At 36.8% G+C, this 26979-nt stretch carries 27 protein-coding genes, 1 tRNA gene and 1 riboswitch; of the genes, 19 read left to right on the top strand and 9 right to left on the bottom strand.

Translation table 11 applies throughout. The annotated features are described in order from the left end of the window. Positions 1 to 76: 76 nt before the first annotated feature. Together ABH942_RS09545 and ABH942_RS09540 are read left to right on the top strand one after the other, a co-directional pair. Entirely contained in the window at positions 77 to 3184 is a 3108-nt protein-coding gene (locus ABH942_RS09545) for a T9SS type A sorting domain-containing protein (protein ID WP_370031411.1), read from the top strand. A gap of 371 nt (positions 3185 to 3555) precedes the next feature. Further along, the gene (locus ABH942_RS09540; protein WP_370031409.1) at positions 3556 to 4047 is read left to right on the top strand and encodes a DUF4265 domain-containing protein; all 492 of its coding nucleotides are present in this window, start codon (positions 3556 to 3558) and stop codon (positions 4045 to 4047) included. Between the two features lie 132 nt (positions 4048 to 4179). Here the strand turns inward: ABH942_RS09540 and ABH942_RS09535 are convergent. The 5 genes from ABH942_RS09535 to ABH942_RS09515 all read right to left on the bottom strand — a co-directional run bounded on the left by ABH942_RS09535 (position 4180) and on the right by ABH942_RS09515 (position 8001). Continuing rightward, positions 4180 to 4254, bottom strand: a tRNA-Val gene (locus ABH942_RS09535). Between the two features lie 60 nt (positions 4255 to 4314). Next, positions 4315 to 4701, bottom strand: a complete 387-nt coding sequence (locus ABH942_RS09530) for a DUF4258 domain-containing protein (RefSeq protein WP_370031407.1) — start codon at positions 4699 to 4701, stop codon at positions 4315 to 4317. Positions 4702 to 4729: 28 nt separating this feature from the next. Beyond that, positions 4730 to 5923, bottom strand: coding sequence for an alanine dehydrogenase (locus ABH942_RS09525; protein WP_370031405.1), 1194 nt, complete (start codon positions 5921 to 5923; stop codon positions 4730 to 4732). 92 nt (positions 5924 to 6015) lie between these two features. Next, positions 6016 to 6435: a tRNA (adenosine(37)-N6)-threonylcarbamoyltransferase complex ATPase subunit type 1 TsaE gene (gene tsaE, locus ABH942_RS09520; RefSeq protein ID WP_370031403.1), complete on the bottom strand. Its 420-nt coding sequence runs from the start codon at positions 6433 to 6435 to the stop codon at positions 6016 to 6018. A 12-nt stretch (positions 6436 to 6447) separates the two neighbouring features. Next, entirely contained in the window at positions 6448 to 8001 is a 1554-nt protein-coding gene (locus ABH942_RS09515) for a response regulator (protein ID WP_370031401.1), read from the bottom strand. A gap of 281 nt (positions 8002 to 8282) precedes the next feature. On the opposite strand from ABH942_RS09515, the gene ABH942_RS09510 reads away from it, so the two are divergent. After that, positions 8283 to 8534 carry a hypothetical protein gene (locus tag ABH942_RS09510; protein ID WP_370031399.1) on the top strand — a complete coding sequence of 84 codons (252 nt, stop codon included), beginning with the start codon at positions 8283 to 8285 and terminating at the stop codon, positions 8532 to 8534. 84 nt (positions 8535 to 8618) lie between these two features. Here the strand turns inward: ABH942_RS09510 and ABH942_RS09505 are convergent, their stop codons facing one another. Together ABH942_RS09505 and ABH942_RS09500 are read right to left on the bottom strand one after the other, a co-directional pair. Next, positions 8619 to 8762, bottom strand: a complete 144-nt coding sequence (locus ABH942_RS09505) for a hypothetical protein (protein ID WP_370031397.1) — start codon at positions 8760 to 8762, stop codon at positions 8619 to 8621. 172 nt (positions 8763 to 8934) lie between these two features. Then, positions 8935 to 9255, bottom strand: coding sequence for a hypothetical protein (locus tag ABH942_RS09500; RefSeq protein ID WP_370031395.1), 321 nt, complete (start codon positions 9253 to 9255; stop codon positions 8935 to 8937). 171 nt (positions 9256 to 9426) lie between these two features. Here ABH942_RS09500 and ABH942_RS09495 point away from each other — a divergent pair, with 171 nt between their 5' ends. The 15 genes from ABH942_RS09495 (at position 9427) to ABH942_RS09425 (ending at position 24431) form a co-directional block, all read left to right on the top strand. Beyond that, positions 9427 to 10665 carry an HD domain-containing protein gene (locus ABH942_RS09495; protein WP_370031393.1) on the top strand — a complete coding sequence of 413 codons (1239 nt, stop codon included), beginning with the start codon at positions 9427 to 9429 and terminating at the stop codon, positions 10663 to 10665. Positions 10666 to 10695: 30 nt separating this feature from the next. Further along, a complete protein-coding gene (lpxD, locus tag ABH942_RS09490) occupies positions 10696 to 11739 on the top strand; it encodes a UDP-3-O-(3-hydroxymyristoyl)glucosamine N-acyltransferase (RefSeq protein WP_370031391.1) in 1044 nt (347 codons plus the stop codon). Beyond that, the gene (locus ABH942_RS09485) at positions 11732 to 13120 is read left to right on the top strand and encodes a bifunctional UDP-3-O-[3-hydroxymyristoyl] N-acetylglucosamine deacetylase/3-hydroxyacyl-ACP dehydratase (RefSeq protein WP_370031389.1); all 1389 of its coding nucleotides are present in this window, start codon (positions 11732 to 11734) and stop codon (positions 13118 to 13120) included. The genes lpxD (ABH942_RS09490) and ABH942_RS09485 overlap by 8 nt, the downstream gene beginning before the upstream one ends. Before the next feature lie 10 nt (positions 13121 to 13130). Beyond that, positions 13131 to 13916, top strand: a complete 786-nt coding sequence (lpxA, locus tag ABH942_RS09480) for an acyl-ACP--UDP-N-acetylglucosamine O-acyltransferase (protein ID WP_370031387.1) — start codon at positions 13131 to 13133, stop codon at positions 13914 to 13916. A gap of 36 nt (positions 13917 to 13952) precedes the next feature. Continuing rightward, positions 13953 to 14519, top strand: coding sequence for an elongation factor P (gene efp / locus ABH942_RS09475; RefSeq protein ID WP_370031385.1), 567 nt, complete (start codon positions 13953 to 13955; stop codon positions 14517 to 14519). Positions 14520 to 14600: 81 nt separating this feature from the next. Continuing rightward, on the top strand, positions 14601 to 15530 hold the full coding sequence (gene lpxD / locus ABH942_RS09470; RefSeq protein WP_370031383.1) for a UDP-3-O-(3-hydroxymyristoyl)glucosamine N-acyltransferase: 930 nt from the start codon (positions 14601 to 14603) through the stop codon (positions 15528 to 15530). Between the two features lie 2 nt (positions 15531 to 15532). Further along, positions 15533 to 15895 carry a nuclear transport factor 2 family protein gene (locus tag ABH942_RS09465; RefSeq protein WP_370031382.1) on the top strand — a complete coding sequence of 121 codons (363 nt, stop codon included), beginning with the start codon at positions 15533 to 15535 and terminating at the stop codon, positions 15893 to 15895. 95 nt (positions 15896 to 15990) lie between these two features. Continuing rightward, positions 15991 to 16863: a succinate--CoA ligase subunit alpha gene (gene sucD / locus ABH942_RS09460; RefSeq protein ID WP_056073732.1), complete on the top strand. Its 873-nt coding sequence runs from the start codon at positions 15991 to 15993 to the stop codon at positions 16861 to 16863. A gap of 80 nt (positions 16864 to 16943) precedes the next feature. Next, positions 16944 to 17429: a DNA-deoxyinosine glycosylase gene (locus ABH942_RS09455; protein WP_370031379.1), complete on the top strand. Its 486-nt coding sequence runs from the start codon at positions 16944 to 16946 to the stop codon at positions 17427 to 17429. A gap of 39 nt (positions 17430 to 17468) precedes the next feature. Next, positions 17469 to 18344: a pirin family protein gene (locus tag ABH942_RS09450; RefSeq protein ID WP_370031377.1), complete on the top strand. Its 876-nt coding sequence runs from the start codon at positions 17469 to 17471 to the stop codon at positions 18342 to 18344. Between the two features lie 154 nt (positions 18345 to 18498). After that, a riboswitch (SAM-I-IV-variant riboswitch) is annotated at positions 18499 to 18595 on the top strand. Positions 18596 to 18654: 59 nt separating this feature from the next. After that, positions 18655 to 19974, top strand: coding sequence for a Na+/H+ antiporter NhaC family protein (locus ABH942_RS09445; RefSeq protein ID WP_370031375.1), 1320 nt, complete (start codon positions 18655 to 18657; stop codon positions 19972 to 19974). A gap of 74 nt (positions 19975 to 20048) precedes the next feature. Further along, positions 20049 to 20795 (top strand): 3-oxoacyl-[acyl-carrier-protein] reductase, encoded by a 747-nt coding sequence (gene fabG / locus ABH942_RS09440; RefSeq protein WP_370031373.1) that lies wholly within the window; start codon positions 20049 to 20051, stop codon positions 20793 to 20795. A 108-nt stretch (positions 20796 to 20903) separates the two neighbouring features. Next, positions 20904 to 22931 (top strand): hypothetical protein, encoded by a 2028-nt coding sequence (locus ABH942_RS09435; protein ID WP_370031371.1) that lies wholly within the window; start codon positions 20904 to 20906, stop codon positions 22929 to 22931. A gap of 271 nt (positions 22932 to 23202) precedes the next feature. Next, positions 23203 to 23625: an META domain-containing protein gene (locus tag ABH942_RS09430; protein ID WP_370031369.1), complete on the top strand. Its 423-nt coding sequence runs from the start codon at positions 23203 to 23205 to the stop codon at positions 23623 to 23625. A 5-nt stretch (positions 23626 to 23630) separates the two neighbouring features. Then, positions 23631 to 24431 carry an META domain-containing protein gene (locus ABH942_RS09425; protein ID WP_370031368.1) on the top strand — a complete coding sequence of 267 codons (801 nt, stop codon included), beginning with the start codon at positions 23631 to 23633 and terminating at the stop codon, positions 24429 to 24431. A 34-nt stretch (positions 24432 to 24465) separates the two neighbouring features. Here the strand turns inward: ABH942_RS09425 and ABH942_RS09420 are convergent, their stop codons facing one another. After that, entirely contained in the window at positions 24466 to 24867 is a 402-nt protein-coding gene (locus tag ABH942_RS09420; RefSeq protein WP_370031366.1) for a glyoxalase, read from the bottom strand. Positions 24868 to 24935: 68 nt separating this feature from the next. Further along, positions 24936 to 26201 (bottom strand): OmpA family protein, encoded by a 1266-nt coding sequence (locus tag ABH942_RS09415; RefSeq protein WP_370031364.1) that lies wholly within the window; start codon positions 26199 to 26201, stop codon positions 24936 to 24938. A gap of 388 nt (positions 26202 to 26589) precedes the next feature. Here ABH942_RS09415 and ABH942_RS09410 point away from each other — a divergent pair, with 388 nt between their 5' ends. Continuing rightward, positions 26590 to 26979 (top strand): acyl-CoA thioesterase, encoded by a 390-nt coding sequence (locus ABH942_RS09410; RefSeq protein WP_370031362.1) that lies wholly within the window; start codon positions 26590 to 26592, stop codon positions 26977 to 26979.

The following is a 26979-nucleotide window of genomic DNA, read 5'->3' as shown; positions in this document are numbered from 1 at the left end:
ATACTAATCAAACAACCTATTGTTGATTTTCAAATAGTAATGTCAATCGTAAATTAATTAACCCGCAATAACAAATATGAGAAGAATAATTACAATTTTATTAATGTCACTAAGCCTACAGTTGTCAGCGCAATGTGTTCAAAAGGCCGGCGCAGGATCATCCTGCACTTTTGTAATCAAAGCAGACGGAACGCTTTGGGCTTGGGGTAGAAATAACTACGGCCAATTGGGAATCGGCAATACTACTAATACTCCAGCAAAAACTCAGGTAGGTACTGCCTCAAACTGGCAAAGTATAGAAGGCGGGCAATTCCATACAGTCGCCATAAAAGCAGATGGGACGCTCTGGACATGGGGTTTTAATTCCAGCGGGCAGTTAGGGCTTGGTAATACTACTAACAGAACCACCCCAACTCAAGTATCTTCAAGTAATATCTGGTCTAGCGTAGCTGCAGGATATGATCATACGGTGGCAATTACAAATGATGGAACCATGTATGCCTGGGGGCTCAATGATCATGGGCAGTTAGGTGACGGTAGCCGTAGCAATAGGTCCACTCCCAGACTTATTGGAACGGGTTGGAAGAGTGTTTCTGCAGGAAACAATATCACAATCGCTGTAAAAACTGATGGTACGCTTTGGGGCTGGGGCGAAGGCTTTCTGGTTGGTGATGGAACGGACGCCGACAAAACTTCACCTGTTCAGCTTGGAACAGCCACCAACTGGAAGAGTGTAAGCCGTGGTGTAAACCATGCCTTAGCCGTAAAAACGGATGGGACACTTTGGGCATGGGGAACGAACGGGCGTGGCCAATTAGGCATCGGTACTACTGCTGCTGGAAACTATACACCTACGCAAGTTGGAACTGACACTAACTGGGAAAGTGCTAAGGCAGGTTTTTTCTTCAGTATTGGCAAGAAAACTGACGGTACGATGTGGTCATGGGGAGAGGGTACATTCAACCAACTGGGCCAAGGGGCAAGCACTGCGAATGTTTTGGTTCCTACTCAAATTGGTACTCAAAATGACTGGCATACCATTTCAGTAGGTACAAGCTCACTATTTGGTGCAGCTATAAAAAATGATGGTTCATTCTGGACTTGGGGCTATAACAATTACTCGCAATTGGGTGACGGGCTTACGGCGCGACTGCTGGTGCCGACATTGATTGCCTGTCCGGGAAGTACGATCGTAACTGAAACGGCCTGTGACAGCTATACATGGGCAGCTACTGGAATAACTTACACCACAAGTGGAGTCTATATCGATTCGGTTACCAGTAATGAATTGCATTTGACAATCAACAACAGTACAACGTCAAACGTTACCGAAACTGCCTGTGACAGTTATACCTGGGCTGCAAACGGAACGACATATACAGCGAGCGGGACATACACCCATGTTACAACCAACGCTTCCGGATGCACGAACACCGCAACACTAAACCTTACGATTAACAACAGTACGACATCAAGCGTTACCGAAACGGCTTGCGAAAGCTATACGTGGCCTGCAAATGGAACAACATATACAACGAGCGGGACATACACTTATGTTACGACTAACGCTTCCGGATGCCCGAATACCGTAACCCTGAACCTTACGATCAATAACAGTACGACATCAAGCGTTACCGAAACGGCTTGCGACAGTTATACCTGGGCGGCAAACGGAACGACGTATACAACGAGCGGGACATACACCTATGTTACGACCAACGCTTCGGGATGTACGAATACCGCAACACTGAACCTTACAATCAACAACAGCACGACATCAAGCGTTACCGAGACGGCTTGCGACAGCTATACATGGGCTGCAAACGGAACGACGTATACAACGAGCGGGACATACACCTATGTTACGACCAACGCTTCGGGATGTACGAATACCGCAACGCTGAACCTTACGATCAATAACAGCACAACGTCAAGTGTTACCGAGACGGCTTGTGACAGTTACACATGGGCTGCAAACGGAACGACGTATACAACGAGCGGGACATACACCTATGTTACGACTAACGCTTCGGGATGTACGAATACCGCAACGCTGAACCTTACGATCAACAACAGTACGACATCAAGCGTTACCGAAACGGCTTGCGACAGCTTTACGTGGGCTGCAAACGGAACGACGTATACAACGAGCGGAACATACACCTATGTTACGACTAACACTTCCGGATGCACGAATACCGCAACGCTGAACCTTACAATCAACAACAGCACGACATCAAGCGTTACCGAAACGGCTTGCGACAGTTATACCTGGGCTGCAAATGGAACGACGTATACAACGAGCGGAACCTACACCTATGTTACGACCAACGCTTCGGGATGTACGAATACCGCAACGCTGAACCTTACGATCAATAACAGCACAACGTCAAGTGTTACCGAGACGGCTTGTGACAGTTACACATGGGCTGCAAACGGAACGACGTATACAACGAGCGGGACATACACTTATGTTACGACTAACGCTTCGGGATGTACGAATACCGCAACGCTGAACCTTACGATCAACAACAGTACGACATCAAGCGTTACCGAAACGGCTTGCGACAGCTTTACGTGGGCTGCAAACGGAACGACTTACACAACGAGCGGGACATACACCCATGTTACAACCAACGCTTCCGGATGTAGCAATACCGCAACATTAAATTTAATCATAAACAATTCGGTATCTCCGGTTGGTGAATCGTCCCAGATAATAACAGGAGATGCTTCCGGTGATGCAACAATCTCTGATATTGTTATCAGTCCGTCAACTGTTGTTTGGTATGCGTCTCAATCGGATGCAATATCACATACTAATCCGCTGAACGGCACTACACCTTTGGTGAACGGCACTACTTACTACGCAGTCTATACGACTAGTCAAGGCTGTAGCAGTGCTCCATATCCGGTAACGGTTTCAGTTGCATTGGGCACGAATTCTTTTAATGATGCAAAGCTTAGCTTTTATCCAAATCCAACTTCAGACTTGCTGTACCTTAAATATGGCCATACAATTAATACTATAAGTGTAAATAATGTATTAGGCCAGGAAGTATTTGTCAAATCGATAAATGCAAAAGATGGAGTAGTAGATTTTTCGAATTTACCATCAGGAAATTACTTTGTTAAGGTAACTAGTGGTGATTTAGTGAAAATTATTAAAATTATAAAAAGGTAAAACAATTGCTTAATAACAAAATCCCAAATTCTGATAAGAGTTTGGGATTTTTTTTAAGATATAAACGAGATTTGAATTTAAAACAAATGATTTCTGTTGCATTACGGCAGGAGTGACAACCGGTAATTCAGGAAATTTTGACCAACCCAAACAGGCTTGTTTTGTATTATAGACTAAACGGCAATAATGAAATTGCGTTGCCTTTACTCCTAAAATAATCAGAAGTATCGGTAATCATAAAAACAACAAAGCCAATTTTATAAACACTTTAAGTTACCAGCCTAAAAATAAAACTTTGATGATTTGTAGGGAAAATTTAATATTTTAGCTAATAAATGAAAATCTTGTTAATTGCAAAAAAGCTTATATAAATGAGTTATGTGGTATTGCATAAAAATCCTGCTATAACGGACGATAAAAATGTAAAAATACTATTCAGATTTTTCAGTGACGTTTTGGATGAATGGACAGTTGAAACTTTATGGTCAGAAACTGTAGACGCTGAAAAAGGGCTTTACAAACTAATGAGCATTCCGTTTTTGGCTTATGTATCTTGTGAAGATATTGTGTTTGCAGAATATGACCAGGATGAAGAAATGTTAACGTATAGAAGAACTATTGAACATTCTGGAAATTCAACGATTCAAGTATTCGTAAGGGACAAAGAAATTGTAACTAATGATTTACGTGAAATATTTAGTTCATTAGGTTGTGAATCTGAAAAATTCCGTGAAGGATATTTTGTAATTAAAGTTTCAAAAAGTTTAGATTACAAACCAATCAGAGAAAAATTAATGGATTTAGAAGAGCAGGGAAAGATTGGTTACGCCGAACCAAATTTAGCTGAAAATCATTTTTACTGAAAAGTAATAGCATCACATAACCGCCGCTAAAACTCCATGGCTGCATTTTCAGGTTTCACATTATGTGTTGTACCTAATATTGTACCAAAGAAAAAGCCTCACTAAGATTTCCTAGTGAGGCTTGAGTTTCTGTGGGCGATGAGGGATTCGAACCCCCGACCCTCTGGGTGTAAACCAGATGCTCTGAACCAACTGAGCTAATCGCCCTTATTGCGAGTGCAAATATACACGAACTATTTGTATTTGCAAGCCTTTTGCCTGCTTTTTTTAATCTTTTTTTATTTCGTTCAGAAGTACTTTATCTGAATAATTAACCATGGAAACCGTAATTGGTTCGCCTTTAGTGTTTTTGCCTTTTATAAAGTAAATTTTTCCTCCTTTGAATGGCTCATTGCTTTTTGAGAAATCGACATCACCATATTGCATACAGTTTTTAACATCCTGTAGTGTTACCCAATTTTCTTTTAAAGTGGCTTCTGATTCTGCACTATAATGAAGTGGCTTCTTTCTTAAATCCTGAAGTACACGACAGTTTGGTAAATAACAAAAACTTACATTTCTGGATTCGGCTTTAGCCTGAAGAAAATAAACGACAATTACAGTTCCTAGTAGTAATCCTCCCAGATAATAGGCGAGGCGTTGTGAAAATTTCATTAGAATTGATTTTGGCGCAAAGATAAGATTAAAAAACAATTAAATTGATGTCGCTTCCCGGCAAATCAAACCAATCTGCTATGGTTTTATTGGTTAATATGCCATGGTAGAAATAAACACCGTTTTTCAGCCCTTTGTTACAACGAATGGCACTTTCAATTCCTCCATCTTCAGCAATCTGCAATAGGGAAGGAGTGATGATATTGCTAATAGAAAGCGAAGCAGTTTTCGAATAACGTGAGGGTATGTTAGGTACGCAATAATGGATTACGTTATTTTTGATAAAGGTTGGTTTTTCATGCGTAGTGACTTCAGAAGTTTCAAAACAGCCTCCGGTATCAATACTGACATCTACGATTACAGCGCCTTTTTTCATATGTTCAACCATAGTTTCAGAAACTACTACCGGACATCGGTCTTTACCTTTCATGGCACCTATGGCTACATCGCATCTGCGTAAGGCTTTTAGTAAAGATTTGGGTTGTATGGTTGAAGTAAAAATTCTCTGGTTCAGATTATTCTGTAGCCTACGTAGTTTTGTAATAGAATTGTCAAAAACTTTTACGTTGGCTCCAAGGCCAATGGCAGTTCTTGCAGCAAATTCAGCCACTGTTCCCGCACCTATAATAACAACCTCGGTAGGAGGTACGCCGGTAATATTACCAAAAAGAAGTCCTTTCCCAAACTGATTGTTGATCATTAATTCGGCTGCAATTAAGATAGAACCGGTCCCTGCAATTTCACTTAATGATTTTACGGCCGGATAGGAGCCGTCATCATCTTTTATAAATTCAAAAGCAAGGGCTGTAATTTTTTTCCTGGCTAAGGCTTCAAAATATTCTTTTTTTCGAGTTTTGATTTGTAGAGCAGAAATAACAAGCGAATTACTGTTCATCATTTCAATTTCCGGCAAGGTCAAAGGCTCCACTTTTAATACCATCGGACAGTTGAATACTTTTTTAGTATCCTGTGTAATTTCAGCACCGGCACTGCTGTATTCCTGGTCGCTATAGCTGGAACTTTCTCCAGCTCCGGCTTCTATCAAAATTCGGTGTCCATGTGAGGTTAACGTATTCACTGCATCTGGAGTCAAACAGATTCGGCGTTCCTGATAAGAAGATTCTTTAGGGATTCCAATGAACAGGTCGCTTTTTTTGCGTGCAACTTCCAGCTTTTCCTCTTGAGGAATCAACTGCTGTTTTGTAAAAGGTGTGAATGACATATTTCCTGCTGTGTATTAAAGGTCTAAGTTAAGAAAAAGTTATGAAGTCACAAGAGGTCAGTACTATAAAAATTAACAACTCTGATAGAGTTCTATAACTCTGCCAGGGTTAAAATTAATTTTCTTTTCCCGTCCTTTTCAACCTTTATCGTAATAATGGAATGTTCTGAAGGAATAAGATTTGGAATTTTTTCTGCCCATTCGATAAAACACCATTCTCCGGAATAAAGATATTCGTCAATTCCCATGTCATAGGCTTCGCTTTCGCTATTCAGGCGATAAACGTCAAAATGATAGACGATTTCACCTCCATCGGTTTCATATTCGTTAACTAAAGAAAATGTCGGACTTGAAGTCGCATTGGAAACTCCCAAAGCTCTCGAAAGAGCTTTGATCATGGTTGTTTTTCCGGCTCCCATTTCGCCGTGGAATAATACGACCTTATGAGGTTTTTGCAATAGTATTTTTTGAGCGACTTGATTGATTTCGTCAAGCGTGAACTGTATTTCCATAGAGTAAAAAGTCTATTTTGGGTTGAATACCAAAAACGGAATGATCATTTCCTCAAGAGATATTCCGCCATGCTGATAGGTATTTCGGTAATAGCTGACATAGTGATTGTAATTGTTCACGTAAGCCAGGAAATAATCATTTTTTGCAAAAATATAAGAACTGCTCATATTAATTGCAGGCAGTTGTACGCTTTTTGGGTCTTTTATAGCAAAAACATCTTTTTCTTCATACGTAAGGCTTCTTCCAGTTTTATAACGAAGGTTCAAACTGGTGTTTCTGTCACCAATAACTTTTGATGGATTTTTTACGTTTATAGTACCATGGTCGGTTGTCAGAATCAAACGGAAGCCCAATTGCTGTGCCTGTTGTATGATTTCCAAAAGTGGTGAATTCTTAAACCAACTTAACGTAAGTGAACGATAGGCTTTGTCATTGGAAGCCAATTCTTTTACTACATCCATTTCGGTTTTAGCATGTGAAAGCATGTCCACAAAATTATATACCACTGTAACAAGATCATTGTTTTTCAATGTTTTGAAATTGTCAACCAGTTTTTTTCCTCCTGCAAAATTGGTAATCTTGAAATAATCCTGCTTGATGTTCATCCCCAAGCGTTTTAGCTGTTCGGTCAGGAACTCGGCTTCATATAAGTTCTTACCGCCGTCCTCTACGTCGTTCTTCCAATATTGGGGATATTTTTTTTCCATTTCCAAAGGCGTAAGTCCAGAAAATATAGCATTTCTGGCATATTGCGTTGCCGTAGGAAGAATAGAGAAAAATGGTGTTTCTTTTTCCAGTTTATAATGATTGGCAATGACGCTTTCAAAAGCCTTCCATTGATCGTAGCGTAGGTTATCAATAACAACAAACAATGTAGGGCGATCCTTTTTCTTTAATTCCGGGAGAACCAGTTCTTTGAAAAGTGTATGCGATAAGGTAGGTCTGTCTGCGTTTTGCAGAAACCAATCTTCATAGTTACGCTCTATAAATTTCCCAAATTGTGAGTTGGCTTCTACTTTTTGAGATTCCAGAATTTCAAACATGCTCTGGTCGTCAATATTTTCTAGTTCCAGTTCCCAATACAGTAGTTTTTGGTACAATTCTATCCAGTCTTCATAAGAATTTACCATTGCCAGTTCCATAGAAATCTTTCGGAATTCTTTTTGGTAGTCTAGTGTAGTCTTTTCGGAAACAAGCCTTGTATGGTCAAGATTTTTTTTCAGGCTCAGAAGGATCTGATTCGGATTAACCGGCTTAATAAGATAATCTGCAATTTTGGAGCCTATGGCTTCCTCCATGATGTATTCTTCTTCACTTTTTGTGATCATAATGATAGGAGTGGCAGTCTTTTTTTCTTTCATTTCTGAAAGTGTTTCCAAACCGCTCATTCCAGGCATGTTTTCATCAAGAAAAACAATATCAAAATTGCCTTCTTCAAAGATATCCAGAGCATCCCGGCCATTATTACAAGTGGTTACATCATAGTTTTTTTTCTCAAGAAATAGAATGTGTGGCTTAAGTAGATCAATTTCGTCATCAACCCAGAGTATCTTTATTTTGTCCATATTTTTCGGATAGGTTTATCGTAACAATTACATCGCAATTTAACACTTTTGTCTTTCGAATCTCTTAAAATTTATGTAAAAATAAACCAATAAAAATGCGTGGTTTCGAAGCCCAATTTGTGGATTTTGATTTATAATAAACGAAAGAAGAAAGGAGCAATTGTGTTGTATAGAAAAAAGATGTAAATTATTGAAATATAATCATTTAATTTTTGTTTTTACTAAAATTTTATTAAATTTACGTTACTAAATTGCTTGTGTAACTTAACACTCTTACAATCATGGAAACGGACAGAAACAAAACAATTGAAGGATGGGATGTTGAATGGTTTGGCGGTAATCAGACTGTCGCCTACAATAACATGCAAAACCTGAAGTATCTTGAATCAGAAGAATTTAATGAAAAGGCAAAGATCATGTTTGACAAATCTCTTGAAGAAGATCATGTTGACTACAGGCCGCATTCTTTTACAAGATCCTCTTTGAGGACGCCAGAAGCCAGGGTAATTACAGAAAATACACCTGACCGATAGCATTGACGGACAAGTTCGGAATTTTTCGGACAAATTTATTTAGTTAGCGAATATAAAAACAAAAGGCTCGGAATGAGCCTTTTGTTATTTTGTATAAGTACTGTCTATTACGACATTCTGCCTTTCCTGGCTATCACTTGATGAGCCATCATCACAATTGCTACAGCCTGCCATAAAAGCCCAAAACAGTAGGAGCAGCGTGCTTACAAGTTTTGCGTTGTTTTTCATAAGATTTTGTTTTTGTTCCATTTCAAATTTTATAAAAATGAGGCAATTTTGTCTTATGTTTTAAATTTTTTTGTTACAAGATTTTTATGTTTTATCAAATTATAAAAACTTAACTATAGTAATAAAAAGGTCTCCCGCACTACTAGGAGACCTTCTCTTCAATAAATAGAATCTACTTATTTCTTGTTTTTTTGACTTTCACTCCCTTCGAGCTATCTTTTGTGACAGGAGCTATTTTATCGGGATTTACTTTCGTATAATTTTTTGATTGTCCTTTATCTTTGGCTTCTTTTTCAGCTTTGAGATTTTCCTCATTTTTCTTTTTCTCAGCATCAATTCGGGCAGCCCTTTCCTGTTGAATTTCGGTACTTCGAGGCGGTTCCTGCTGTATTTTATCTTGTATGTCTGCTTGCGGGTTGTCGTCTCTATCGACTTGAGCAGAAGCAAAACCAATACCTGCAAAAAAGGCTATGGCAATAAATATCTTTTTCATGATTTCTTTTTTTAGCGTTTCTATACTTAAAATTACGGCTTAAAAACAACTTCCAAAAGTTTAAGCTTCCAATTAACGGCAATTTAACGGCATCTACTAAATAGTGTTAATTATACTTTTTAGTTAAAAAATGGCTAACTTGCTTATATTTGTACTCCAATTTTAACAACAGTGAGCTATACCAACAAACTGAAAATATTTAATGACCCTATTTATGGGTTCATCACGATTCCGGATACGCTTTTATATGATTTAATTCAACATCCTTATTTTCAGAGGCTTCGTAGGATTTCACAAATGGGACTTTCATATTTGGTATATCCCGGAGCACACCACACAAGATTTCATCATGCCTTAGGTTGTATGCATATTATGCAGAAAGCTGTTGAAGTACTTCGCTTCAAAGGTGTTGTTATTTCAAATCAGGAAGAAAAAGCATTATACATAGCCATTTTATTGCATGATATAGGACATGGGCCGTTTTCGCATGCCATGGAACATAGTATTGTAGAAAACGTAAACCATGAAGCCATTTCGTTATTGTTTATGAATAAGCTCAACGATGAGTTTGGAGGGCAACTTACTTTGGCAATACAGGTTTTTAAAGGCGAATATCATAGAAAGTTTATGTTACAGCTGATTTCAAGTCAGCTGGACATGGACAGGATGGATTACCTGAAAAGAGACAGCTTTTATTCTGGCGTTGCGGAAGGAAATATTAATTCAGACCGATTGATCCAGATGATGAATGTGGTTGATGATGTTTTAGTCATTGAAGAAAAAGGAATTTATTCTGTTGAAAAATTCCTGATGGCCAGAAGGTTAATGTATTGGCAGGCTTATTTGCATAAAACAAGTCTGGTAGCTGAAAATATGCTTGTAAGAGTATTAAAAAGAGCAAAGGAATTATCTCAAAAAGGAATTGTTTTGCCCTGTAGCGAACCGTTGTTGTATTTTATGCAGCACAAAGTAGAACTAAGTGATTTTGAAGACACTGTCCTTGAGAAATTTTCACAACTGGACGATACTGATATTGTTGCAGCCTTAAAAGCATGGCAGAACCACAACGATTTTATATTGAGTAATTTAAGTAAAATGATTGTAAATCGGGACTTATTGAAAATCAAACTCAACAGCGAAAAATATACCACTGAAGACGTAGAAGAGTTAAAATCAAAATTGACTGATTTTTATAGGATTTCACAACAGGAAGCGGCTTATTTTATATTCAAAGGAAAAATTAAAAACCAGGCATATAATAAGGATGTCGAGCCAATCAAAATTCTAAAAAAAGACAAGACTATAGAAGATGTTGTTGAAGCTTCTGATCAGCTCAATCTCAAGGCACTTTCAAAGCCTGTAACCAAATATTTTATTTGTTTCCCAAAAGTACTTGCGGAAAATTCATAAATAAAATCAAATTTTTATATTTTTGTCAAGATGAAATTCACAGCAGAACAAATAGCAGGTATTTTAGACGGTGAAGTAGTAGGGAATCCTCATGCGGAAGTTTATAAATTGTCAAAGATAGAAGAAGGTTCCGAAGGTTCCTTAACTTTTTTGGCAAACCCTAAATACCTTAATTATATTTATACCACTCAAGCAACGATCACGATTGTAAATACTACATTTACTCCGGAATCTGAAATTGCTACCACACTTATTAAGGTGGAAGACGCCTATAAATCTTTTTCCAAATTATTAGAATATTACAATCAGGTCAAGCTGATGAAGTCTGGTATTGAACAGCCTTCTGTAATTTCTGAAAACGTAACTTACGGGGAGAACCTTTATTTGGGAAGTTTTTGCTATATTGGCAAAAATGTAAAAATAGGGGATAACGTTAAGATATATCCTAATAGTTTTGTAGGAGATAATGTAACGATAGGCGATAATACAATACTTTTTGCAGGTGTACGTGTGTATTCTGAAACAGAAATTGGCAACGGATGTACAATCCATTCAGGAGCAATTATAGGTTCTGATGGTTTTGGTTTTGTGCCAAATGAAGAAGGAATTTATAGTAAAGTGCCGCAAATTGGAAATGTTATTATTGAAGATAATGTAGATATAGGCTCATGTACTACCATAGATAGAGCTACATTAGGATCTACTGTTATTAAAAAAGGTGTTAAGCTCGACAACCAGATCCAGATTGCGCACAATGTTGTAATTGGTGAAAATACAGTTATAGCATCGCAAACGGGTGTTGCAGGCTCTACCAAAATAGGAAGTAACTGCATTATTGGCGGACAGGTAGGTATAGTTGGACATATTACTATAGGTAACGGTGTGCGAATTCAAGCACAATCAGGAGTGGGTAAAAACCTCGCTGATGGAGAAACAGTTCAGGGTAGTCCTGCATTAGGCTATTCCGATTTTAATAAATCGTATGTTCATTTCAGGAACTTGCCGAAAATAGTATCAGATATAGAAGCCTTAAAAAAACAAGTAACAAACGAAAATAGCATAAACAATGGTTAAACAGAAGACCATCAAGAATGAAATCTCGCTAACAGGCGTGGGATTGCATACTGGTAAAGAAGTAAAAATGACTTTCAAGCCTGCTCCTGTAAACAATGGTTTTACATTTGTAAGAGTAGATTTAGAAGGCCAGCCTATTATTGAAGCAGATGCCAATTATGTGGTAAATACGCAACGTGGTACCAACTTGGAGAAAAAAGGAGTAAAAATCCAAACTTCTGAACACGTATTGGCAGCATTCATTGGTTGCGATATCGATAACGTTATTATTGAATTGGATGCTTCTGAACCGCCAATCATGGACGGATCATCAAAATTCTTTGTTGAAGCAATTGAAAAAGCCGGAATTGAAGAACAAGATGCTGAGCGTAAAGTATATGTTGTAAAAGAAGTTATTTCGTATACAGACGAAGCTACCGGAAGCGAAATTTTGGTAATGCCATCAGACGATTACCAAGTAACCGCTATGGTTGATTTTGGTACTAAGGTTTTAGGCACCCAGAACGCTACGATGAAAAGCATTTCTGATTTTAAGACAGAAATTGCCGATGCAAGAACTTTTAGTTTCCTTCACGAATTGGAAGCATTGCTTGAAAATGGGCTGATAAAAGGTGGCGACCTAAACAATGCTATTGTTTATGTTGACAAAGAAATCTCCGAAAACACTATGAAAAACCTGAAAGTGGCTTTCGGAAAGGAAAAAATCTCTGTAAAACCAAACGGGATTTTAGACAACCTGACCCTGCATTATCCAAACGAAGCGGCACGCCACAAATTACTTGACGTTGTTGGAGACTTGGCTTTAATCGGAACCAGAATCAAAGGAAAGGTTATTGCTAACAAGCCTGGGCATTTTGTGAATACACAATTCGCAAAAAAAATGTCTAAAATTATCAAAATAGAACAAAGAAATCAGGTGCCTGTTTATGATTTAAATCAGGAACCTTTGATGGATATTCACAAAATTATGAGCATATTGCCTCACAGACCTCCATTTTTGTTTATCGACAGAATTATTGAAATGTCAGATACACACGTTGTTGGTTTGAAAAATGTAACAATGAACGAAAGTTTTTTCGTTGGACATTTTCCTGGAGCGCCAGTAATGCCAGGTGTTATCATTGTGGAAGCAATGGCACAATCAGGTGGAATTTTGATATTGAGTTCTGTTCCAGATCCTGAAAATTACCTAACTTACTTTATGAAAATTGATAACGTGAAATTCAAGCACAAAGTTTTGCCTGGAGACACTTTGATTTTCAAATGTGACTTGATTTCTCCAATCAGAAGAGGAATCTGCCACATGCAAGCGAATGCTTATGCCAATGGAAAATTAGTGGCAGAAGCAGAATTAATGGCGCAAATCGCTAAAATTAACTAAAAAGAAATTTATGAATCAACCGTTAGCATACGTTCATCCAGGCGCAAAAATCGCTAAAAACGTTGTAATCGAACCATTCACAACTATTCACAATAATGTGGTAATCGGTGATGGAACTTGGATTGGATCCAACGTGACGATTATGGAAGGAGCGAGAATCGGAAAAAATTGCAATATATTCCCGGGAGCTGTAATTTCTGCAGTACCACAGGATTTGAAATTTGGAGGTGAAGATTCTTTGGCAATTATTGGAGACAATACGACAATCAGAGAATGTGTAACTGTAAATAGAGGTACTGTTGCCTCAGGCCAGACCGTAATTGGTAATAATTGTTTAATCATGGCAACTGCACACATCGCACACGACTGTCATGTAGGTAATAACGCAATTATTGTGAACGGCGTACTTTTAGGAGGACACGTTACAATTGGGAATTATGCCATTATAGGTGGACTTTCTGCAGTTCACCAATTTATCAGTGTTGGTGATCACGCCATGATTTCTGGCGGATCATTGTTAAGAAAAGACGTTCCTCCGTTTACAAAAGCGGCAAAAGAACCGTTATCATACGTAGGTATCAATTCTGTCGGATTAAGAAGAAGAGGATTTACAACAGAGAAAATTCGTGAGATTCAAGAGATTTATAGAATTTTATACCAAAAAAACTATAATACGACTCAAGCCTTAGGAATCATTGAAGCAGAAATGGAAGCAACTCCAGAAAGAGACGAAATTATCCTTTTTATCAGAAACTCGTCAAGAGGTGTCATGAAAGGATATACGGGGATTTATTAAAAATTAAAGAAAAATAAAAAACGAAATAATAAACAAATGGCAAGTACTGCAGACATTAGAAACGGATTGTGTATTAAATTCAACCACGATATTTATAAAATTGTTGAGTTCCTTCACGTAAAGCCTGGAAAAGGACCGGCTTTCGTAAGAACAAAACTAAGAAGTTTGACTTCAGGTAAGGTTTTGGATAACACTTTTTCTGCCGGACATAAAATTGATGTAATCCGTGTTGAAACACATACTTATCAATTCTTATATGCAGAAGGAAATGAATTTCATTTTATGAATGCTGAAACTTTTGAGCAAATTTCATTAAACAAAGACGTGCTTGATGCGCCAGATTTATTGAAAGAAGGAACAAATGTAATGATCCAGATCAATACAGAAACTGATTTGCCTCTTTCAGTAGATATGCCGGCTTCTATAATATTAGAAGTTACTTATGCCGAACCAGGAGTAAAAGGAAACACGGCTACAAATGCTACAAAACCAGCTACTGTAGAAACAGGAGCTTCTGTAAACGTACCTTTATTTATCAATGAAGGTGACAAAATCAAAATTGATACCGCTACAGGAGCTTACATGGAACGTGTAAAAGAATAATTAAATTAGTAAATTTGAAAATGAGATAGCTTTTTGGTTATCTCATTTTCTTATTAGCTCAATTTCTAATTTACGACCAATATGAAATTTCCTAAAACACAAACCTTAAAAGAAGTTGCTGATATTATTGGCAGCAAATATATTGGCGATCCAAATTTTCCGGTTTACGGAATGAACGAGATTCATGTCGTAGAACCCGGAGATATTGTCTTTGTCGATCATCCAAAATATTATGACAAAGCATTACATTCAGCAGCTACGATTATTCTAATCAATAAGGAAGTTGAATGCCCGGAGGGAAAAGCATTGCTTATTTCTGACGATCCCTTTCGGGATTTTAATAAACTTACAAAACATTTTAGACCATTCAGGGCTACTGACAATGCGATTTCTTTAAGCGCAATAATAGGTGAAGGAACGTATATCCAGCCAAATTGCTTTATCGGGAATCATGTCAAAATAGGGAAAAATTGCATCATTCACTCGAATGTTTCTATATACGACCATACTGTTATTGGTGATAATGTAATAATCCATGCAGGGACTGTTTTAGGAGCTGACGCTTTTTATTATAAAAAACGCCCTGAAGGATTTGACCAGCTTATTTCTGGTGGAAGAGTTATCATTGAAGATAATGTGGGAATAGGCGCATTATGCACTATCGATCGCGGAGTAACCGGAGATACAACCATTGGTGAAGGAACAAAACTCGACAATCAGGTTCACGTAGGACATGATACGGTAATCGGGAAAAAATGCCTTATCGCAGCACAAACAGGAATAGCAGGCTGCGTAAAAATTATGGACGAAGTAACCATTTGGGGACAAGTAGGTGTTGTCAGCAGTATCACTATAGGTGAAAGAGCTGTTATAATGGCGCAGACAGGTGTTACAAAGTCAATAGAAGGCGATAAGACTTATTTCGGGACTCCGGCTGATGAAGCCCGTGAAAAACTAAAACAGTTTGCCAACGTTAAGAAAATTCCGGAAATCCTTAATAAACTGAAATAAGAATGACACCAAAAGAAATCGTACAGAATTTTTACAAGTCAGATGCACTTCTTGACTCGAATATCATGGAATCGTCATTACATCCTGAAGTTATTTTAGATTGGAATAGCTCTAAAGGATTTTTACAGATGAAGAAGTCTGAAATATTGGCTTTATCTGCGGAACTTCAGATTGCATATACCCGATCAAAAATTCGCATTAGCCACATTCTGGAAGAAGGAGATTTAGTTTCTGTCAGATATTCACACTATGTGAAAACATTTGAAAACCCAAGAGAAGAGATGCTTTTGGCCCATTTTATGGTAATTTGGGAAATAAAAGATGATAAACTTTACAGGGGATTTCAAATGAGCCAACTGTCCTGATTTCTTAAATATTTAAGCATAAAAAACTTTCCTATTAGGCATCAAAACCTTACTTTTGCAACACCATTCAAAAAAATAAATTTAAAAAATATATTATGAGCGTTTTAGTCAATAAAGATTCTAAAATAATTGTTCAAGGTTTTACAGGAAGCGAAGGAACTTTTCACGCTTCTCAAATGATTGAATACGGAACAAATGTTGTAGGTGGTGTAACTCCGGGAAAAGGAGGAACGACTCACTTAGATCGTCCGGTTTTCAACACTGTTAAAGATGCTGTTGATCAGGCTGGAGCAGATACTACAATTATTTTCGTACCGCCAGCTTTTGCTGCTGACGCAATTATGGAAGCTGCTGATGCAGGAATCAAAGTCATTATCACAATTACAGAAGGAATTCCAGTTGCTGATATGGTTAAGGCTTACGCTTATATTCAAAATAAAGATTGCCGTCTTGTAGGTCCAAACTGTCCAGGTGTAATCACTCCAGAAGAAGCTAAAGTTGGTATTATGCCAGGTTTCGTTTTCAAAAAAGGAAAAGTAGGTATCGTTTCTAAATCAGGAACCCTTACTTATGAAGCAGCTGATCAGGTTGTAAAACAAGGTATGGGAATCACTACAGCTATCGGTATTGGTGGAGATCCAATCATTGGGACCACTACAAAAGAAGCTGTTGAATTGTTGATGAACGATCCTGAAACAGAATGTATCATCATGATTGGTGAAATCGGTGGACAATTGGAAGCTGATGCTGCTAAATGGATTAAAGCTGACGGAAACAGAAAACCTGTTATCGGATTCATCGCTGGTGAAACTGCTCCAAAAGGAAGAACAATGGGTCACGCAGGTGCAATTGTAGGTGGTGCTGATGATACAGCTGAAGCTAAAAAACGCATCATGAGAGAAAACGGTATCCATGTTGTTGATTCTCCTGCTGAAATTGGTAAAAAAGTGAAAGAAGTTATGGGATAATCTCCATACAATTAATAAAGAAAGCCTTGCATACCGCAAGGCTTTTTTATTTAATGACGATTTTTTTATAATTTTAAAGAATGAAACAAGCCTTTCCGCCATTAGTAAATCAAAATTCCAAAATCCTTATTCTAGGAACCATGCCGGGAGAAAAATCTCTGGAATTACAGGAATATTATGGTAATAAAGGAAATAGTTTTTGGAAACTGCTTTTCACACTGTTTGACCAGCCTTTGCCAAAAGAGTATGCAGAAAAGAAACAATTATTAAAAGAGAATGATATTGCACTTTGGGATGTGTTGGCTTATTGTGAAAGGACAGGAAGTCTTGATAGCAATATCAAGAATGAAAAAGCGAACGATTTCGAAAGTTTTTACAAACAATACCCAAATATTAGACATATCTTTTTTTCGAGTAAAAATGCGTCCAATTTTTATGATAAATATGTAGGTCGGAAAAAAGATTTGCAATATTCTATATTGCCATCACCAAGCGGTGCCAATGCCTCTAAAAGTTTTTTACAAAAGTTGGAAGAATGGGAAGCTCTTTTGGAAGCACTCAAATAATTTTAGTAAATTAGATACCCACAACAAACAAAACAAAATATGTCAAACATCGACTTGATTATAGAAGAAAGGCCACGTGATATCGGGGACTTTTTAGTAGGTAGGCTGCTGCCTTTTCGTAAAAAAAGAATGGTAGGCCCGTTTATCTTTATTGACCATATGGGACCAACAAAAATGGGACCTGATCACTATATGGATGTAGGTCAGCATCCACACATCGGACTTGCAACTTTGACTTTCTTATTGGAAGGCGAAGTTATGCATAAAGACAGTATGGGTACAGCACAGAAAATAGCACCGGGCTCTGTGAATTGGATGATTGCCGGAAATGGTGTAACCCATACAGAAAGAACACCTGAAGAATTAAGACACGGAAAAGAATTTATGATTCATGGCTATCAGATATGGGTAGCACTGCCAAAAGATAAAGAAGATATTGATCCGGAGTTTCATCATTTTGACAGAAACGATCTTCCGAGTTGGAAAGATGAAACGGCAGAATTTATATTAGTAGCAGGAAAAGGATATGGAAAAGAATCGCCGGTTCCTGTACATTCGGATCTGTTTATGGTCGAAATTAAAACTCAGGATGAATACCTTCTGCATACAGAAGGACAACTTTTTGGAGAAATTGGAATCTGTGTTGTTGAAGGAGCGGTGCAGGCCTGTGACAATCATGTAGAAAAAGGAAATATGTTGGTTTCAAAGCTGGACAATGCTTGTTCGATGACGCTCAAGCCGAACACCCATGTTATTCTTTTTGGTGGCCAGCCACTTCCTGAAGAGCGTTTTATCTATTGGAATTTTGTTTCTTCCAGTAATGAAAAAATAGAAGCGGCAAAAGAACGCTGGAGAAAAAAAGAATTCCCGAAGGTAAAAGATGATAACAGTTATGTAGTCATGCCGGAAGCCTAACCGCACCATAAATATATAATTAAAAAACCTCTCTGTTGAATTTGCAATGGAGAGGTTTTATTTTTACACATAGTTCAATTATATCGAAAATTATTAAATATTTGTAAAAAATGCACTTCGACTAAATATAATTTAAAATATACTCTATATTTGCATCAGTTATCACGAATCTCATAAAGAGATAGCAACCTGCAACAACAAGCAAGGTGCTAAAACGATAAGCCAAATCTTTTGGAAAAAATGTTGCCATCCTACACTTTTTTCAGTTTGCTTTTCGTCGTGAGCTTTATTAATTTTTAAGCAATCGATGATGAAACATCTTAAAACCCAGGGTTCGTTAGTAGCCTTATTGCCCTTTTTTGTTTTTATTTTTACCTTCCTTGGAGCGGGAATCCTACTCAATGATTTCTATGCTTTGCCGTCACCAATAGCAGTAACCTTTGGTATTATTGTAGCCTTTTTACTTTTCAGGGAATCTATTGAGGCAAAAGTCGATACGCTGATAAAAGGCTGCGGAAACAACCAGATTATTACGATGTGTCTTATTTATCTGCTGTCTGGAGCTTTTGCTGTTGTTACTCAAGCGATGGGAGCTGTTGATGCAGTTGTAAATATAGGAATCAGCACGATCGATGCTCAGTATTTCCCGTTGGGTATCTTTTTAATTGCCTCATTTTTATCAACTGCAACAGGAACTTCAGTAGGATCGATTGTAGCTTTGGGGCCAATTGCTATCAGTCTGGCTGATAAAAGTGGTGCTTCTATGCCTTTAATTGCCGGTTCGTTACTTGGCGGTTCGATGTTGGGAGATAATCTCTCGATTATATCAGACACGACAATTGCTGCCACACAATCACTTGGCTGTGAAATGCGGGATAAATTTAAAGTCAATCTTTTTATTGCGCTTCCGGCATCTTTCATCACAATACTATTGCTGTTCTATTTGGGATTTAACTCAGAAATAAGCCCTGTAGCCATTGAAAAAGAAAGTTATGAACTGATTACAATAATGCCATACATTTTAGTAATAGGTCTGGCTGTTTCCGGCCTAAATGTTTTTGTTACTTTATTGATCGGGATATTGGTTGCAGGAATTATTGGTTTTGCCCAACACGATTTTACCGTATTGAGTTTTATGCAGAAAAACTATGAAGGTTTTTTAAGCATGACTGATATTTTCCTCTTGTCAATGCTAACAGGCGGATTGGCTGCTCTAGTTGAAAAAGCGGGCGGTATTGATTATGTACTGCAAAAGATAAAATCAAAAATTAAGAGCAAAAAATCAGCACAAATGGGTATTGGCACTTTGGTAAGCGTTACCAACCTGGCTATTGCCAATAACACCGTTTCTATTGTAATTACCGGAGCCATTGCCAAAGAAATAAGTGACGAATACGAACTGAGTCCTAAAAAAACAGCTGCGATTTTGGATATTTTTTGTTGTATTGTGCAGGGAATTCTTCCGTATGGTGCACAAGTATTGCTTATTTTGAATTTTGCTAAAGGTAGATTGGATGTGATTGACCTTATTGCAAACGCATGGTATGTTTATATATTGCTGATTTTTACGCTGATTGCGATTTACAGTAAAACATGGAACAAAAGGATAGATAAATTCCTTAAAGTTTAAAGGCTTGTCTTACAGTATTGCGATTGAATTCTTATATTTGTCACTCAACAAAGACAAACTAAATATATTTTATAATGAAATTACTAGAAGGAAAAACAGCGATCATTACAGGCGCCAGCCGAGGAATTGGTAGAGGAATTGCAGAAGTTTTTGCAAAGCACGGCGCAAATGTGGCATTCACTTATAGTTCATCTGCCGAAGCGGCTAAAATTTTGGAAGATGAATTGATAGCTCTTGGTGTAAAAGCTAAAGGATATCAGTCTAATGCTGCTGATTTTAATGAAGCGCAAAAACTAGTAGATGACGTAATCGCAACTTTTGGAAATATAGATATTTTGATCAACAATGCGGGGATCACAAAAGACAATCTGCTAATGCGTATTTCAGAAGAAGATTTCGACAAAGTAATCGAAGTAAATCTGAAGTCTGTTTTCAACATGACAAAAGCGGTTCAGAAAACCATGCTTAAAAACCGTGCGGGTTCTATTATAAATATGAGTTCTGTAGTAGGAGTGAAGGGTAATGCCGGACAAACTAACTACGCTGCTTCAAAAGCCGGAGTAATCGGGTTTACAAAATCTGTTGCTTTAGAGCTTGGTTCAAGAAACATCCGTTGCAATGCAATCGCTCCAGGTTTTATTGAAACTGAAATGACAGGAAAACTAAACGAAGATGTTGTTCAAGGATGGAGAGACGCTATTCCATTAAAGCGTGGCGGAACAACTGAAGATGTAGCAAATGCTTGTCTTTTCTTAGCTTCTGATATGAGTGCTTATATTACAGGTCAAGTTATGAATGTTGATGGCGGAATGCTGACTTAATCAATTATAAATTTCAAATTACGAATTACGGATTTTACATTCGTAATTCGTAATTCATAATTCGTAATTTCCAATTACAAGTTTCTTGTTTTAAAATACCTTGATTAAATGACGACAAACACCATATTATTACTCTTACTTTCAATACTAATAGCAGGAGGTTTGTCTTTTTTTCAATATTTTTTTAGGGCTAAAAATAAATCCAGAACTCAGCTACTTTTAGCTTTTTTACGTTTCTTCTCTATTTTTGGAATATTACTGTTGCTAATCAATCCAAAAATCACGACCAGTACTCTGGATATAGTAAAAACACCATTGTCTGTTGTTGTTGACAATTCAAGTTCTATAACAGAATTAAAAGCAAACAAAACCGCTTTGGATATTTATAAAAAACTGGTTTCTGATTCAAGGCTTCAGGAGAAATTTGACATACAGTCGTACCAATTTTCAAATGAATTTGAACTGTCTGACAATTTTGATTTTAAAGGAACGCAGACTAATCTGGATGAAGTTGCAAAGAACCTAAAAAGCATTAATAAGAATACGGCATTTCCAACAGTTATCCTGACAGATGGAAACCAAACTTCTGGGAATGATTATGTTTACAGCTTTAATCCGAACAATAAAGTATTTCCTGTAATTCTTGGAGATACTACCACTTTTCTGGATTTAAAAATCAGCCAGCTCAATGTCAATAAATATGCTTTCCACAAAAATAAATTCCCGGTAGAAGTATTTCTTCAATATTCTGGAAACAAAAGTATTGCGGCCGATTTTAGTATTTCACAAGGCAATGCTGTCCTGACAAAGCAAAGTGTTTCTTTTACACCTTCAAAGAAAACCGCCGTACTAAATGTTTTATTGCCAGCAGACAAAATAGGAGTACAGGTTTTTAAAGCATCTATAACGTCTAAAGAGGCAGAAAAAAACACCTATAATAACCACAAAAATTTTGCTGTTGAAGTCATCGATCAAAAGTCGGAAGTGGCCATCATTACAGCAATTAATCATCCCGATATTGGTGCTTTAAAGCGCTCAATAGAAACTAATCTACAACGTAAGGTAACAATAGTCAATCCAAATAAAATCAGTTCATTACAAGATTATAATATCTTGATTTTATATCAACCAACAGCAGAATTTAAATCTGTTTTTGAAGCGAATAAACTAGCGGGATTGAATACCTGGATTATAACAGGAACGAATACGGATTTTAATTTCCTGAATCAACAGCAGAACACATTGCAATTCAAAATGAGCGGACAAAAAGAAGATTATCTGTCTGATTTTAATGCTCAGTTTAATCTGTTTGCTATTGATAATATTGGTTTTGAAAATCTGCCGCCATTGCAAAATGCTTTTGGAACCGTTACGGTAAAAGAAAATGTAGAAGTGTTAGTTTCATCACGTATCCGAAATGTCAATACCGGTTCGCCTTTATTAGCTTATTCCGAAAACCAGGGAAAAAGAAACGCATTTCTTTTAGGCGAAAACATCTGGAAATGGAGACTGCAAAGTCATATCGATAACCAATCGTATGACAAATTTGATGTTTTTGTAGATAAGACCATACAGTTTTTGGCATCCAATAACGCCAGGAAATCACTTGTAGTTAATCATGAAAACTTCTATAATTCAGGCGAAGCGATTGAAATTACGGCTCAGTATTTTAATAAGAACTACGAGTTTGATGAAAATGCCAGACTTACAATCTCAATCACAAATAAAAAAACAAAGCAAACTAAAAACTACGACCTTTTAAAAGGTAATAATTCCTATAAGGTCAACCTTGACGGACTTTCGGCCGGCGAATACAGCTTTAAAGTAGTAGAGGCGCAATCCAAAAATACCTACAACGGTTTTTTTGAAGTATTGGATTTTGATATTGAAAGACAATTTGTAAACCCTGACCTGAACAAACTGACGCAATTGGCTTCTCAAACCCAAGGAAAAGTTTTTCACCCGAATCAGACTGAAGAGCTTATAAAGGCACTCTTGCAAAATGACGAATACAAGGCCACTCAAAAAGAAATCATCAAAAAAACTCCTTTGGTAGATTGGATATGGCTCTTGGTGCTAATTGCAATTTCGCTTGCTGCGGAATGGTTTATTAGGAAGTATAATGGACTTTTGTAAAGGTACTAAGGCGATAAGGTTCTGAGGGGCTAAGGTTTGCATATTCATGGTAAAAGAGAATGTATTTTATACAGAGTTCTTAAAATCTGTGTAATTATTTTAATCTGTGCCCAAAACCAGTTCTAAATTTGAGGTTGGCCAGCCAAAATCTATTCTTCTATTCTCTAATATATAGATTTCCTGACAGTTTTTTGAACTCTAAATATCCTTTCTGATTTTATACTCTGCTATGGAATGCGTATATTTATGTCTCAACCAAATAATAAAAAATATGAAAACTAAACTTTTAACGGTAATCTGCGCTATAATTTTAGTCGGATTACAATCATGCAGCTGTAAAAAAGGAAATGAAGCTGTTGCTGAACTTTCTACGGGCAGTTGGGAATTAGAACAAACATTTGGAGATCCAATTGACAAAAGAGAATTTGCGAAAATTCCAGTACTGAATTTTGACAAGACTGAAAGCCGTATCTCCGGCAATTCAGGATGTAATTCAATGTCGGGAAGCTATACGATTAAAGAAGATAAGATTAGTTTCGGACCTATTGCTCAGACAAAAATGGCCTGCCAAGGAACCGGTGAAGGTAAATTTATGACCTTGTTTAATTCAGTACAAAAGTTTAAAATACAAGGAGATAAACTTAAATTATACGATGGAAACAACACAAAGGTATTATCTTTTATTAAAAAATAAATCCCATGAAAAAAAGATCAATAATTACGCTGGCAGCTTTATGCTTTCTGTTTATTAATTGCAAGCCAAAGTCTGCCGACAAAGAGGTTAGCGGAGCCGATTCTCTTTCAGTGGTGAAAGACACCGTTGCTCCGGTTGAGAAGCTAAGTGAGGCTTTTTTTAAAGCATCAGGAACAGAACCTTTTTGGGGAATTGAAATCATGAAAGATTCAGTCCGCTTTACTTCACCCGAAACCGAAAAGAATTTTACCCTTCCTTATGAAAAACCGAATAGGGCAATGGATGCCAACGTTATTTCGTATGAAGCAAAATCAGACAGCATCCATTTAAAGTTTACAATACAGCAGGGCAAATGTTCAGATGGCATGTCTGATAATGAATATAATTATAACGTAAAAGCATCTTTAAAAAGAGGCAAAGACAAGGATTTTAAAGAACTGAAAGGCTGCGGGAATTATATTGTTGACAAGCAATTGCAAGGTAATTGGGTTTTAGAAGAATTGGAAGGCAAAAAAGTGAATCCGAAAGACTTTGAAAAGAAATTACCGGGTATCGAAATTAATGCCGAACAATCTAAATTTACTGGTTTTGCCGGTTGTAACGGAATGGGAGGCAGGTTATTTTATGAAAAAGAAGTATTGCGATTTACAGATATCGTTACTACTGAAATGATGTGTCCTAATTATAATACAGAAAAATTGTTTGTAAAAGCACTGCAAAGCACAACCACCTATCAGATTAAGAAAGACAAACTTTATCTTCTTAATCCTGATGGAACTAAAGCAATTCTTCAGAAAGCAAATTAAAAACAAAAAAGAGGCAAAAAGCCTCTTTTTTTATTTATTCCTCTTGTAGTTCAAAAAGTTGTACTTGATTTTTTAGTCTTTCAATCAACAAATTCATCATTCTTTTATTTAAGGAAGATGAATTTTTTATGTATTCGCTATACTCATGTATCGTAAATAATCCGATAACGATTCCTTTAAGCGAATTACGAAACTTGATGTCCTTATGGATAGAGTTTTCGATATAAGCCAGTTTCTTTTCAACAGAATAGCTATAGAAATCATTTTTATACTTCGAAATATAATTTCTAAAGACATCAATAAAAAGATCGTTTTGGAGTTTTAGTATCGGGCGTATAACCTGGTTTTGAAAAATTTCATCAGATGAAGACTCGTTTGTGACTGTTCCTAAAGTTTCACCTCTGAATTCAGAAATGAAAGTGTCTCTGTTTTCCATGGTTTTTCTTTTAAAGATAAAAAAAACCGCCGTATTGCTACAGCGGTTTTGAAATATTTATGAAGAAATTATTTAACTCTGAAAGTAACTCTTCTTACGATTTGACGGGCTTCTTTAGAATTTTTATTCACAGAAGTATCTTCACCGTTTCCAATAACGGTAAGTCTTGAAGCGCTGATTCCTGAATTGACAACAATATCTTTTACAGAATTTGCTCTTCTTTGTGACAAGTCTTTGTTATAGTCTGAGTTTCCTATTTCGTCTGCATAACCAATGATTTCTGCATTAGCGGATGGATTTGCTTTTAGGTATTTCACTAAGAAATCAACACCAGATAGAGAAGTAGTTGTTGGCTTGGCTGAATTAAAGTCAAAATACACATTGACATAACCTCCATTGATTAGCTCTTCAATTGTACTGTTTGAAGCAGTAGCTTTACCATTTTGTCCGTACTTTTTATCTAAGTAGCTTTCCAGTTCATCAGGCACACCATTTTGATTTCTATCAATAGATTGTCCTTTTGTATTTACAGCAACTCCTGCAATAGAGTTTGGCTCTAGGTCATACATATCCGGCACACCATCCTTATCAGAATCAGCCAATCCGGTTTCAATCATTCCAACTCTTTCTTCAAGAGCTTTCAGCTCGTCGAACTTAGTTTCAGAATACCAGTCAGCATGTTTTTCGTTTTTACCAAGGTAGAATGTCAAACCTACAGAAGCATTTAATAATGTACCATCGAAAGTTCCGGTAGTTGTTGGTCCATGACCGTCAAAATTATAGTTTTGTTTACCATGTACAATTCCCGTAAGATCTCCGGTTAATACAACGCTGTTGCTTAATTTCACCTGACCTGTAATCCCTAAGATTCCGTTACCCATGTAATCTTCTCCGTCAAAACCATCTTTAGAAGACAATTGAGATACACCAAATCCACCATGAACCAATAAACCAAATGTATCAGTCCAGTCTTCAAAGTTCAATACTCTTCCTAAGTTGACAACTCCTTGAAGGCTTGTTCTTAAATACGTGCTTTCAAATGGATTACTGTCATCATGTTCTTTGAATTTGTCATAACCGAAATCTAATTTCAAACCAAATTTAGGATTGAACATATATCTCACACCCAAATCAGCATGGAATAGATTTAATGTTGAAGTATAATAACCATCTGTCATTGACCTGGTTGGCTTATTTACCCCTCCGTTTACTTCAATCGACCATTTGTTGTAGCCATCTGCCGGAGCTTTCTCTACTGTTACAGCAGAATCTTGTGCGTTTGCAGTGGCGAAAGCCAGCAATAAAAACGATAATAATGGTAAATTCTTTTTCATAATTCTTAATGGATTTTAATTTAATTTTTCTCTTTTTATGCAACAATTCTGAGGCAAAGATATACCATAGAATTTTAACATTTCTTACTTTTTGTTATATAATTCCCATGTTTATGTTTTTTTTAATAATTCTATAACTTTTTTTTATGACCGATAAATGAAAAGTTTTAATGCCTTGTTTTTAGGTATCTTATTGATTAATTGCTGGTTATGAGTAGAAGGAAAGAGGCTTAAATCCTACAGATTTTCAAAAAGGCTAAAATTGGAAGTTGGGAAGGTTTAAGAGGGAATTTTGGCATGATTTTAAGAAATTTTAGTGGTTTTAATCCTGATCGAATCTGATTTTAATAGGTGAGAATTGTTAATTTTGTAATGTCAAAATAAGATTATGAGATTTCATACCAGAAAATGGGTAAAACCGGAAGATTTAAACCCAAACCAAACATTATTTGGAGGTAAGCTTTTGTCATGGATTGATGAAGAAGCGGCTTTATACTCCATAATCCAACTAGAGAATGAACGTGTTGTAACCAAACACATGTCGGAAATCAATTTTATCAGTTCTGCCAAACAAGGCGATATTGTTGAAATTGGGATTGACGTAGTGAAGTTTGGAAAGACATCGCTGACGCTAAAATGTGAAGTGAGAAATATTATGACAAAAGAAACCATTATTACGGTCAATTCTATAACTATGGTAAATCTGGACAGTTTTGGACGTCCATCAATTCATGGCAAGACCGCAATTGAATTTGTCAGGGACAGGCTCAAAAAATAA

The sequence above is a fragment of the Flavobacterium sp. 28YEA47A genome (genome assembly GCF_041262125.1).
GTDB lineage: Bacteria > Bacteroidota > Bacteroidia > Flavobacteriales > Flavobacteriaceae > Flavobacterium.
This window is presented reverse-complemented; position numbering and strand designations above follow the sequence as displayed.

Bases quoted from the DNA above. Each gene is read 5' to 3' on its own strand.
- ABH942_RS09545 (WP_370031411.1), top strand. From the start codon at position 77: ATGAGAAGAATAATTACAATTTTATTAATGTCACTAAGCCTACAGTTG.
- ABH942_RS09540 (WP_370031409.1), top strand. From the start codon at position 3,556: ATGAGTTATGTGGTATTGCATAAAAATCCTGCTATAACGGACGATAAA.
- ABH942_RS09530 (WP_370031407.1), bottom strand. From the start codon at position 4,701: ATGAAATTTTCACAACGCCTCGCCTATTATCTGGGAGGATTACTACTA.
- ABH942_RS09525 (WP_370031405.1), bottom strand. From the start codon at position 5,923: ATGTCATTCACACCTTTTACAAAACAGCAGTTGATTCCTCAAGAGGAA.
- tsaE (WP_370031403.1), bottom strand. From the start codon at position 6,435: ATGGAAATACAGTTCACGCTTGACGAAATCAATCAAGTCGCTCAAAAA.
- ABH942_RS09515 (WP_370031401.1), bottom strand. From the start codon at position 8,001: ATGGACAAAATAAAGATACTCTGGGTTGATGACGAAATTGATCTACTT.
- ABH942_RS09510 (WP_370031399.1), top strand. From the start codon at position 8,283: ATGGAAACGGACAGAAACAAAACAATTGAAGGATGGGATGTTGAATGG.
- ABH942_RS09505 (WP_370031397.1), bottom strand. From the start codon at position 8,762: ATGAAAAACAACGCAAAACTTGTAAGCACGCTGCTCCTACTGTTTTGG.
- ABH942_RS09500 (WP_370031395.1), bottom strand. From the start codon at position 9,255: ATGAAAAAGATATTTATTGCCATAGCCTTTTTTGCAGGTATTGGTTTT.
- lpxD (WP_370031391.1), top strand. From the start codon at position 10,696: ATGAAATTCACAGCAGAACAAATAGCAGGTATTTTAGACGGTGAAGTA.
- ABH942_RS09485 (WP_370031389.1), top strand. From the start codon at position 11,732: ATGGTTAAACAGAAGACCATCAAGAATGAAATCTCGCTAACAGGCGTG.
- lpxA (WP_370031387.1), top strand. From the start codon at position 13,131: ATGAATCAACCGTTAGCATACGTTCATCCAGGCGCAAAAATCGCTAAA.
- efp (WP_370031385.1), top strand. From the start codon at position 13,953: ATGGCAAGTACTGCAGACATTAGAAACGGATTGTGTATTAAATTCAAC.
- lpxD (WP_370031383.1), top strand. From the start codon at position 14,601: ATGAAATTTCCTAAAACACAAACCTTAAAAGAAGTTGCTGATATTATT.
- ABH942_RS09465 (WP_370031382.1), top strand. From the start codon at position 15,533: ATGACACCAAAAGAAATCGTACAGAATTTTTACAAGTCAGATGCACTT.
- sucD (WP_056073732.1), top strand. From the start codon at position 15,991: ATGAGCGTTTTAGTCAATAAAGATTCTAAAATAATTGTTCAAGGTTTT.
- ABH942_RS09455 (WP_370031379.1), top strand. From the start codon at position 16,944: ATGAAACAAGCCTTTCCGCCATTAGTAAATCAAAATTCCAAAATCCTT.
- ABH942_RS09450 (WP_370031377.1), top strand. From the start codon at position 17,469: ATGTCAAACATCGACTTGATTATAGAAGAAAGGCCACGTGATATCGGG.
- ABH942_RS09445 (WP_370031375.1), top strand. From the start codon at position 18,655: ATGAAACATCTTAAAACCCAGGGTTCGTTAGTAGCCTTATTGCCCTTT.
- fabG (WP_370031373.1), top strand. From the start codon at position 20,049: ATGAAATTACTAGAAGGAAAAACAGCGATCATTACAGGCGCCAGCCGA.
- ABH942_RS09435 (WP_370031371.1), top strand. From the start codon at position 20,904: ATGACGACAAACACCATATTATTACTCTTACTTTCAATACTAATAGCA.
- ABH942_RS09430 (WP_370031369.1), top strand. From the start codon at position 23,203: ATGAAAACTAAACTTTTAACGGTAATCTGCGCTATAATTTTAGTCGGA.
- ABH942_RS09425 (WP_370031368.1), top strand. From the start codon at position 23,631: ATGAAAAAAAGATCAATAATTACGCTGGCAGCTTTATGCTTTCTGTTT.
- ABH942_RS09420 (WP_370031366.1), bottom strand. From the start codon at position 24,867: ATGGAAAACAGAGACACTTTCATTTCTGAATTCAGAGGTGAAACTTTA.
- ABH942_RS09415 (WP_370031364.1), bottom strand. From the start codon at position 26,201: ATGAAAAAGAATTTACCATTATTATCGTTTTTATTGCTGGCTTTCGCC.
- ABH942_RS09410 (WP_370031362.1), top strand. From the start codon at position 26,590: ATGAGATTTCATACCAGAAAATGGGTAAAACCGGAAGATTTAAACCCA.